The sequence below is a fragment of the Citrobacter sp. MGH100 genome (genome assembly GCF_001034465.1).
GTDB lineage: Bacteria > Pseudomonadota > Gammaproteobacteria > Enterobacterales > Enterobacteriaceae > Citrobacter > Citrobacter youngae.
The window spans coordinates 1,040,996-1,049,849 of record NZ_KQ089801.1 but is presented as its reverse complement, the minus strand read 5'-3'; the positions used below and the strand labels follow the sequence as shown (position 1 = coordinate 1,049,849).

Annotated in this window: 10 protein-coding genes and 1 pseudogene; 10 read left to right on the top strand and 1 reads right to left on the bottom strand. The window is 55.4% G+C overall.

What is annotated here, in order from left to right; all coding sequences use genetic code 11:
* Both SK32_RS26485 and SK32_RS16590 read left to right on the top strand, forming a co-directional pair.
* Positions 1 to 293, top strand: a pseudogene (locus SK32_RS26485) (phage tail protein); the annotation flags it as partial.
* Positions 290 to 886, top strand: coding sequence for a tail fiber assembly protein (locus SK32_RS16590; RefSeq protein ID WP_048213294.1), 597 nt, complete (start codon positions 290 to 292; stop codon positions 884 to 886). The pseudogene SK32_RS26485 and the gene SK32_RS16590, both read left to right, overlap by 4 nt.
* Here SK32_RS16590 and SK32_RS25030 read toward each other — a convergent pair.
* A complete protein-coding gene (locus SK32_RS25030) occupies positions 858 to 1,271 on the bottom strand; it encodes a tail fiber assembly protein (RefSeq protein ID WP_048213293.1) in 414 nt (137 codons plus the stop codon). The genes SK32_RS16590 and SK32_RS25030 overlap by 29 nt on opposite strands.
* 367 nt (positions 1,272 to 1,638) lie before the next feature.
* Here SK32_RS25030 and SK32_RS16580 point away from each other — a divergent pair, with 367 nt between their 5' ends.
* The 8 genes from SK32_RS16580 (at position 1,639) to SK32_RS16550 (ending at position 8,849) form a co-directional block, all read left to right on the top strand.
* Positions 1,639 to 2,214: a recombinase family protein gene (locus SK32_RS16580; RefSeq protein WP_048213292.1), complete on the top strand. Its 576-nt coding sequence runs from the start codon at positions 1,639 to 1,641 to the stop codon at positions 2,212 to 2,214.
* 79 nt (positions 2,215 to 2,293) lie between these two features.
* Positions 2,294 to 3,466 carry a phage tail sheath protein gene (locus tag SK32_RS16575; RefSeq protein WP_048213291.1) on the top strand — a complete coding sequence of 391 codons (1,173 nt, stop codon included), beginning with the start codon at positions 2,294 to 2,296 and terminating at the stop codon, positions 3,464 to 3,466.
* 9 nt (positions 3,467 to 3,475) lie between these two features.
* The gene (locus tag SK32_RS16570) at positions 3,476 to 3,991 is read left to right on the top strand and encodes a phage major tail tube protein (protein ID WP_048213290.1); all 516 of its coding nucleotides are present in this window, start codon (positions 3,476 to 3,478) and stop codon (positions 3,989 to 3,991) included.
* Positions 3,992 to 4,045: 54 nt separating this feature from the next.
* Positions 4,046 to 4,348, top strand: coding sequence for a phage tail assembly protein (locus tag SK32_RS16565; protein ID WP_048213289.1), 303 nt, complete (start codon positions 4,046 to 4,048; stop codon positions 4,346 to 4,348).
* Positions 4,349 to 4,362: 14 nt separating this feature from the next.
* On the top strand, positions 4,363 to 4,485 hold the full coding sequence (locus SK32_RS25025) for a GpE family phage tail protein (protein WP_032300013.1): 123 nt from the start codon (positions 4,363 to 4,365) through the stop codon (positions 4,483 to 4,485).
* Entirely contained in the window at positions 4,475 to 7,270 is a 2,796-nt protein-coding gene (locus SK32_RS16560) for a phage tail tape measure protein (RefSeq protein ID WP_048213288.1), read from the top strand. Before SK32_RS25025 ends, SK32_RS16560 begins: the two co-directional genes overlap by 11 nt.
* Complete coding sequence (locus SK32_RS16555) at positions 7,267 to 7,752, top strand: phage tail protein (RefSeq protein WP_048213287.1); 486 nt, start codon at positions 7,267 to 7,269, stop codon at positions 7,750 to 7,752. Before SK32_RS16560 ends, SK32_RS16555 begins: the two co-directional genes overlap by 4 nt.
* Entirely contained in the window at positions 7,749 to 8,849 is a 1,101-nt protein-coding gene (locus SK32_RS16550) for a phage late control D family protein (protein WP_048213286.1), read from the top strand. Before SK32_RS16555 ends, SK32_RS16550 begins: the two co-directional genes overlap by 4 nt.
* The last annotated feature ends 5 nt before the right edge of the window (positions 8,850 to 8,854 follow it).

The window sequence follows — 8,854 nt, the reverse complement described above, 5'->3', positions numbered from 1 at the left end:
CCTCGTTATTTATTCCAGAAATGCGCGCCGAATTTATTCGTATTTTCGATGATGGTCGCGGTATTAATCCACTCCAAAAATTACTGGACTATGCTGACTCGCGAACCATCGTGCATACGCACGAAATGCCAACGGGCAGGATGGCTGTTGCCGTTGATAGCACATCATCAACATGGGTCGCCGTCGAAAATGACGTCGCAAATCCAAAAATATCAACAAAGCGGCAAGAGGGAGGCGCGGGTGAAACTGCGCCGCGATCCATCGCATTTTACTGTTTAGTGAGAGCAAAATGACAAAGCCTATTTTTGACGAGTCTGGATTAGCTATTGAGCCGGGGGATGTCCGCTGCTTTTACTATGATGCAGCCACGGGAGAATACTGCGGGTACTCTGATGAATTTATTCATCCTGGTGTCAGCATGCCAGGGCATTCAACAGATATCGTTCCGGGAGAGAAACGGTCGGGATTTGTAGCTGTATTCAACGGTACTGACTGGGAGCAACAGCCAGACAACCGCGGCGTTACGGTCTATTCGACTATGGACAGAGTGCCTGAATTCGTTGACTACATAGGGGAAATTCGTTCAGGCTACACAACCGTTGCGCCATCCACTCAGTATGATAAATGGGATGGCTCTAAGTGGGTTGCAGATGCCGACGCGCAGCGAAATGCGGCGATAGCAGATGCTGAAAAACAGCGTAGTCATTTGCTGACCAGCGCCGATAAAGTAATGCTCGACTGGCGAACAGAGCTGATGCTGGGTGAAATCAGCGACGCCAACAAGGCTAAACTGTCGGCGTGGATGGCTTATAAAAACGAGGTTAAGGCTGTCGATGTGACAACCGACCCAGAGCATATTAACTGGCCTGTTCCCCCGGAGGGGTAGGCCAGTCAGGTTTTAACGTATCAACCCGCATCAAATCCAGCCGGTAATCCTGCCAATTTATCAGGTCGGCGGCTTCTTCAGCCGTCGCTTTGCCAGCATCGACCGCGTACTGTAGAGGACCGATTCGAGTGGTTGCCTCTGACAACAGCGACTGTTTTTTGGATTCAGCAAACCACCGCTGCTCTTCTTCAGTTAATTCAGGGACGTAATCTGCTGATGGGATGATCACCGGCATTCCATCACCTCCCGGTCTGATTACGCCGCCTGCGTTCTGGGCGGTAATCAACTCAGTTCGGAGCGACTCAGAAATTTCGAGCGCATCTGCGGGAAGAGTCTGGTTATCATCATAAAAACCGTTCTGGCCGGCACTGTAAAAAACTTTCATGTTTATCTTCCTTCTGCTTTCCAGTGAAATCCAATGGCTGCAGCGACAGGTGTTGCCCCTGCATTTGCCCCCGTCAGATATAAACGCACTCCGGTTGTTGTAATGGCTCCTACAGACACGATGTAGTTTGCGGGTTGTTGAGATGTTGGCGTCGCCGTTACGTTGAGATTGCTAGTCGTAGTAAATGCTTTCGGGAATACGATATCGGCTATGCCGGAACTGTTCGCAGCGCCGGAACCATGCAAAAAAATATGCTGTCCATCACCTAAAGTCTGGTATTGCGGAAAACTTCCCAAACCAACGTTTAAGAAAATGCAGTTTTACAGTCTGACTGGCATCATTTGGGCTTTTGTATAAGGGAAAGTGAATGCTGGTTGGGTATGTGCGTGTATCAACAAATGAGCAAAACACGGCGCTGCAGCGTGATGCGCTGGAACGGTCAGGATGTGAGCTGATTTTTGAAGATAAAATGAGCGGTAAAACGTCAGAACGTCCAGGGTTAAAAAAGCTGCTTAAAACCCTGTCGCCGGGGGACACGCTGGTTGTCTGGAAGCTTGATCGACTTGGGCGCAGTATGCGGCATCTGGTGGTTCTCGTTGAGGAGTTGCGGCAGCGGGCTGTTAATTTCCGCAGTTTGACGGATAGCATTGATACCTCGACACCCATGGGGCGCTTTTTTTTCCACATCATGGGCGCCCTGGCTGAAATGGAACGTGAACTGATTGTGGAAAGAACCCGTGCGGGATTGGCTGCAGCAAGGGCGCAAGGGAGAATCGGCGGGCGCCGTCCAAAGTTGTCGCCGGAACAATGGGCGCAGGCAGGGCGGCTACTGGCTGCAGGTGAAACACGTCAGTGCGTAGCTCTGCTTTTCGATGTGGGTATTTCCACGCTGTATAAGAAATTTCCAGCCAGCCAGGCTGAAAACCCTTTATTGTGTCAGTGATGGCACAGGGATAAACGCGTGCGCCGCGTGCGTATCAACCAGAACATAAGGCATCCATGTCAACCGGAGATAATGCCTTATGGCTCAGGATTACCACCACGGGGTGCGAGTTGTTGAAGTCAACGACGGCACCCGATCCATTACCACGGTGAGCACCGCCATCGTGGGCATGGTCTGCACCGGCGATGATGCTGATGCGTCCGTATTCCCTCTCAATAAACCGGTTCTGCTGACGGATGTGCTGGAGGCCAGCGGTAAAGCAGGCGAGTCCGGCACGCTGGCCCGTTCGCTGGATGCGATTGCTGACCAGTCAAAACCCGTGACGGTTGTTGTGCGCGTGGCGCAGGGCGAAACCGAAGCGGAAACCACCTCCAATATTATCGGTGGCGTCACTTCCGACGGTAAAAAAACGGGGATGAAAGCGCTGCTTTCTTCGCAGTCGCAGCTGAAAGTTAAGCCGCGTATTCTCGGTGTGCCGGGGCATGACACGAAGGCGGTAGCCACTGAGCTGATGAGTATTGCGCAAAGCCTGCGCGGGTTTGCCTACCTGTCTGCCTATGGCTGTAAGACGGTGGAGGAAGCCATTGCTTACCGGGACAATTTCAGCCAGCGAGAAGGGATGCTGATCTGGCCTGATTTCATCAACTTTGACACCGTGCTAAAAGCCGATGCGACGGCTTACGCCTCTGCACGTGCGCTCGGTTTGCGCGCCAAAATCGACGAACAGACCGGATGGCACAAAACCCTGTCCAACGTGGGGGTGAATGGCGTCACCGGTATTTCCGCTGATGTGTTCTGGGATCTGCAGGGCCCGGCAACGGAGGCTGGACTGCTGAACCAGAATGACGTCACCACGCTGATCTGCAAAGACGGATTCCGCTTCTGGGGTTCCCGCTGCCTCAGTGACGATCCATTGTTTGCGTTTGAGAACTACACCCGCACGGCGCAGGTGCTGGCTGACACGATTGCAGAGGGGCATATGTGGGCGGTGGATAAGCCACTGAATCCGTCACTGGCCCGCGACATTATCGAAGGTATTCGCGCCAAATTACGCAGCCTGGTGAATCAGGGATACCTCATCGGGGCTGACTGCTGGCTGGATGAGTCAGTGAACGATAAAGACTCCCTGAAAGCCGGGAAGCTCACCATCGACTACGACTACACGCCTGTGCCGCCGCTTGAAAATCTGATGCTGCGCCAGCGCATCACCGATCGCTACCTGGTCGATTTTGCCAGCCGTGTCAGTGCATAAGGGGGATACATGGCATTACCACGCAAGTTAAAACACCTGAACCTGTTCAACGACGGGAACAACTGGCAGGGGATCGTTGAGTCCCTGACTCTGCCGAAATTCACCCGCAAGTTTGAGAAGTATCGCGGCGGCGGTATGCCGGGCGCGGTGGATGTAGATATGGGGCTGGATGACGGCGCACTGGACACGGAATTTTCAATCGGCGGCACCGAACTGTTGTTATTCAAGCAGATGGGCAAGGCAACCGTTGACGGCATCCAGCTGCGTTTCACCGGCTCTATTCAGCGTGACGATACCGGCGAAGTGCAGGCCATTGAGCTGGTTGTGCGCGGGCGTCATAAAGAAGTGGATTCCGGCGAGTGGAAAACCGGCGAGAGCAGCAGCACCAAGGTCAGCAGCACCAACAGCTACGCGAAGCTGACCATTAACGGTGAGGTGCTCTATGAGGTTGATCTGGTCAACATGATTGAAATTGTTGACGGCGTGGACCTGATGGAAGCACACCGTAACGCCCTTGGCCTCTGATTTAACTTAACGGCGCGGTGATCCGCGCCAGTATCTGATTAACAGGAAACGAACATGAGCGACAAGCTGACTGAAAAAACCGTGCAACTGGATACGCCCATCATGCGCGGTAAAACCCAAATCACCGAAATTGTGCTGCGTAAGCCTCAGTCCGGTGCGCTGCGCGGCACCCGCCTGCAGGCCATTATGGATATGGACGTGGGGGCTATGATGACAGTGATCCCGCGTATCTCCACTCCGACGCTGACCGCACAGGAAATGGCAGAACTGGACCCCGCCGATCTCACCTCGCTGTCGGTAGAGGTGGTCACTTTTTTGTTGAAGAAGTCGGTACTTGCCGGTTTACCGACAGCCTGACGGTAGATGATTTGGTGGCAGATATTGCCACCATTTTTCACTGGCCGCCCTCTGTCACTGACGTTATGCCGCTGACCGAAGTGCTGGAATGGCGGTATAAAGCGATACAGAGAAGCGGAGCCAGCGATGAGCGATAACAACCTGCGCCTGCAGGTCATTCTGAACGCGGTGGATAAACTCACCCGCCCATTCCGTTCTGCGCAGGCCAGCTCTAAGGAGCTGGCAGCCGCAATCCAGCAAAGCCGTGCCAGCCTTAAAGCGCTTGATTCACAGGCCGCCCGTATCGACGGATTCCGCAAGGTCCGCACCCAGCTTGAGGGAGCAAAAAACGATCTTACAGCTGCGCGTCAGAAAGTGTCTGAACTGGCGAATGCGTTTGCTGCAGCCAGCAATCCCACGAAAAAACAGGCGAAGGAGCTGGAGCAGGCAAAACGCCGGGCCAGCCAGCTAAAAGATACCTTCGACGGTCTGCGGCAGTCAGCCCAGCGGCAACGCGATGAATTAAGTGCTGCAGGTATCAACACTAAAAACCTGAGTTCCGCCCAGCGCGTGCTGCGGCAGAATGCCGATGAAACAAGGCAGGCGCTTGACCGACAGCAGAAATCACTCAAACGCCTGGGTGAACAGCAGGCGCGGATCAATGCTGTCCGTGAGCAGTATTCACGCCGTCTTGAGGTCCGTGATCGTATTGCGGGCGCCGGGGCGACTACGGCAGCCGCCGGTGCTGCGATGGGGGCGCCGGTTGTGGCTGCGGTCAGGAGTTACGCCAGCATGGAAGATGCCATGAAAGGTGTGGCAAAACAGGTTAACGGACTGCGTGACGACAACGGCAACCGCACAAAGCAATTTTATGAAATGCAGGACGCCATCAAAGCTGCCAGTGAGCAGCTGCCGATGGAGAACGGCGCGATTGACTACGCGGCACTGGTTGAGGGAGGCGCCCGCATGGGCGTGACCAATCAGGATGATCCCTTTGAGGACCAGAAGCGCGATTTACTGGCCTTTGCCTCAACTGCGGCGAAAGCAGCAACCGCTTTTGAACTGCCAGCAGATGAGCTGGCGGAAGGGTTAGGGAAAATTGCGCAGCTGTATAAAGTACCGACGCGCAATATTGAGCAACTGGGCGATGCGCTGAACTACCTGGACGATAATGCCATGTCAAAGGGCGGGGATATTATCAACGTCCTGCAGCGCATGGGCGGCGTGGCTGACCGCCTCGACTTCCGCAAAGCGGCGGCGCTGGGTTCAACCTTCCTTTCTCTGGGCGCGGCGCCTGAAATTGCCGCCAGTGCTTCAAATGCCATGGTGCGTGAACTTTCCATTGCCACCATGCAAAGCAAACGCTTTTTTGAAGGTATGGACCTGCTGAAACTCAATCCAGAAGAGATTGAAAAGCAGATGACCACGGATGCCATGGGTACTATTCAGCGCGTACTGGAGAAGGTCAACAAGCTACCGCAGGATAAGCGCCTATCTGCAATGACGATGATTTTTGGCAAAGAGTTTGGCGATGATGCCGCAAAACTGGCAAACAACCTGCCGGAGCTGCAGCGCCAGCTGAAACTCACTGCAGGCAGCGATGCTAATGGCTCCATGCAGAAAGAATCCGACATCAACAAGGATTCATTGTCTGCGCAGTGGTTGCTGGTTAAGACGGGCGCGCAGAACGCTTTCAGTAGCCTGGGGGAAACGCTGCGCCAGCCGATGATGGATATCATGAGCATGGTTAAAGGCGTGACCGGGGCGCTTCGGCGCTGGGTTGAGCAGAATCCCGTGCTGGCTGGCACGCTGATGAAAGTGGCAGCGGCGACGGCGGCGATCACCGTCGGGCTGGGTACGCTGGCGGTGGCAGTGGCTGCAGTGCTGGGGCCGATTGCGGTGATCCGGTTCGCGCTGTCGATGCTGTCGGTTAAGGTTTTACCTTCCACCGCAGCTGCAGCGACCCGCACGGGCGGGGTCCTACGTTTACTGGCTTTTGGTCCGCTGGCGTTACTCCGTGTGGCGCTGTTCACCGTGGGGAGTTTGCTTGGGGCGTTGCTGAGTCCGATCGGTCTGGTTGTAGCGGCGCTGGCTGGGGTGGCACTGGTGGTCTGGAAATACTGGCAGCCTATCAGCGCCTTTCTGGGTGGCGTAGTAGAAGGGTTCAAAGCGGCGGCAGCGCCTATCCTGTCAGCTTTTGCCCCGTTAATGCCAATTTTCCAATGGGTAGGGGATAAGGTCCGAGAGTTGTGGGGCTGGTTTACTAATTTGCTGGCGCCGGTCAAATCGACGGCGGCAGAGCTACAGAGCGCGGCATCAATGGGGTGTTTGTTCGGTGAAATGCTGGCGGAAGGGCTGAGCATGGCGCTGCATCCGCTGGAGTCTCTGAAATCCGGCGTGGTCTGGTTGCTGGAAAAGCTGGGCCTGGTCAATAAGGAGGCCGCCAGCGCCCGGTTGCCAAATCAGACGCCTGCCACAGTGGGCGGTAACGGCAGCGTGATATTGCCGCCCGGCGGGTTCCCGGCTTACGCGGGAATGTACGATACCGGCGGAAATATCCCGCGCGGGCAGTTTGGCATCGTGGGGGAGAATGGGCCGGAGATTGTCAACGGCCCGGTAAACGTAACCAGCAGGCGACGCACAGCGGCGCTGGCCTCGGTGGTTGCAGGAATGATGGGGGTGGCTGCGGCGCCGGTTGATGCGGTCCCGCTACATCCATTTAGCCTGCCGGTAAAATCAGGCGGCGCAATGATGGGCCAGGGCGCCAGCGTGCAGCCGGTTATCAATGTGGACGCCCCCACGCAGATTATTATCCAGGCGCAGCCAGGACAGAATGCGCAGGATATTGCGCGAGAGGTGGCGCGGCAGCTCGATGAGCGTGACCGCCGGATCAGGGCGAAGGCCCGGAGTAACTACAGCGATCAGGGGGGCTATGACTCATGATGATGGTGCTGGGATTATTTGTTTTTGAGCTGCGCACGGTCCCTTATCAGGAGCTGCAGTATCAGCGCAGCTGGCGCCATGCGACAAACAGCCGTGTAAATCGCCGCGCCACCACGCAATTTCTGGGGCCGGATAATGACACGCTGACGCTATCCGGGGTGCTGTTGCCGGAGATTACCGGCGGCAGGCTGTCCATGCTGGCGCTGGAACAGATGGCGGAGCAGGGCAAGGCGTGGCCCCTGATTGAGGGTAGTGGCACGATTTATGGCATGTATGTGATCGAGGGACTGAACCAGACGAAAGCAGAATTTTTCCGTGACGGGATGCCGCGCCGCATTGAGTTTTCATTGTCACTGAAAAGGGTGGATGAGTCGCTGGCGGATATGTTCGGCAGCCTTAGCGATCAGCTGGGCATTCTGCAGGACACGGCAACGTCTGCGATTGGCAGCATCAGCGGAACGGTGGGAGGGGTACTGTCATGAGTATTGATTCAGGGTTGCTGAATACCGGCAGCAAAACGCCAGCATTCAGCATCACGATTGAGGGTAAGGATATTACAACGGTGCTGGATAAGCGCCTGATGAGCCTGACTCTGACCGATAACCGGGGCTTTGAAGCTGACCAGCTTGATCTGGAACTGGACGACGCGGACGGCCTGATTGTGCTGCCGCGCCGTGGAGCGGTGATCACTGTGGCGCTGGGGTGGAAAGGCCAGTCGCTGTTCCCGAAGGGCGGCTATACCGTGGATGAAATTGAACACAGCGGCGCGCCTGACCGTCTGACCATTCGCGCACGCAGCGCTGACTTCCGGGAAACGCTGAATACCCGGCGCGAAAAGTCATGGCACCAGACAACCGTAGGGGAGGTGGTGAAAGATATAGCCGGGCGCCATAACCTGAAAATGGCGCTGGGCAAAGACCTGACCGACAAAGCGATCGATCACATCGACCAGACAAACGAGAGCGACGCCAGTTTTCTGATGCGGCTGGCGCGACAGTATGGCGCTATTGCATCAGTGAAAGATGGCAATCTGCTGTTTCTCCGGCAGGGCCAGGGCAAAACTGCCAGTGGCAAAGCGCTGCCGGTTGTTACTATTACCCGCAAAGATGGTGACGGTCATCGGTTCACCCTTGCTGATCGTGGTGCCTATACCGGTGTTATTGCCAGCTGGCTGCATACGCGTGAACCCAGGAAAAAAGAGATAACCAGTGTTAAGCGCCGTCGAAGGAAAGCCACCGCACCCAAAGAGCAGGAAGCAAAACAGGGAGATTATCTGGTGGGAACGGATGAAAACGTGCTGGTTCTTAATCGTACCTACGCCAACCGGAGCAATGCAGAGCGCGCAGCAAAAATGCAGTGGGAACGTCTGCAGCGTGGGGTTGCTTCATTTTCCCTGCAGCTTGCTGAGGGGCGGGCTGATCTCTATACGGAAATGCCGGTGAAGGTGACGGGGTTTAAGCAGCCGATCGATGATGCAGAATGGACCATTACCACCCTGACGCATTCTGTCAGCCCGGATAATGGATTTACGACCAGCATGGAGCTTGAAGTAAAGATTGATGATTTAGAAATGGAATGAATTTG

Excerpts from the sequence above, each read along its gene's own strand:
- SK32_RS16590 (WP_048213294.1), top strand. The coding sequence starts at position 290 with ATGACAAAGCCTATTTTTGACGAGTCTGGATTAGCTATTGAGCCGGGG.
- SK32_RS25030 (WP_048213293.1), bottom strand. The coding sequence starts at position 1,271 with ATGAAAGTTTTTTACAGTGCCGGCCAGAACGGTTTTTATGATGATAAC.
- SK32_RS16580 (WP_048213292.1), top strand. The coding sequence starts at position 1,639 with ATGCTGGTTGGGTATGTGCGTGTATCAACAAATGAGCAAAACACGGCG.
- SK32_RS16575 (WP_048213291.1), top strand. The coding sequence starts at position 2,294 with ATGGCTCAGGATTACCACCACGGGGTGCGAGTTGTTGAAGTCAACGAC.
- SK32_RS16570 (WP_048213290.1), top strand. The coding sequence starts at position 3,476 with ATGGCATTACCACGCAAGTTAAAACACCTGAACCTGTTCAACGACGGG.
- SK32_RS16565 (WP_048213289.1), top strand. The coding sequence starts at position 4,046 with ATGAGCGACAAGCTGACTGAAAAAACCGTGCAACTGGATACGCCCATC.
- SK32_RS16560 (WP_048213288.1), top strand. The coding sequence starts at position 4,475 with ATGAGCGATAACAACCTGCGCCTGCAGGTCATTCTGAACGCGGTGGAT.
- SK32_RS16555 (WP_048213287.1), top strand. The coding sequence starts at position 7,267 with ATGATGATGGTGCTGGGATTATTTGTTTTTGAGCTGCGCACGGTCCCT.
- SK32_RS16550 (WP_048213286.1), top strand. The coding sequence starts at position 7,749 with ATGAGTATTGATTCAGGGTTGCTGAATACCGGCAGCAAAACGCCAGCA.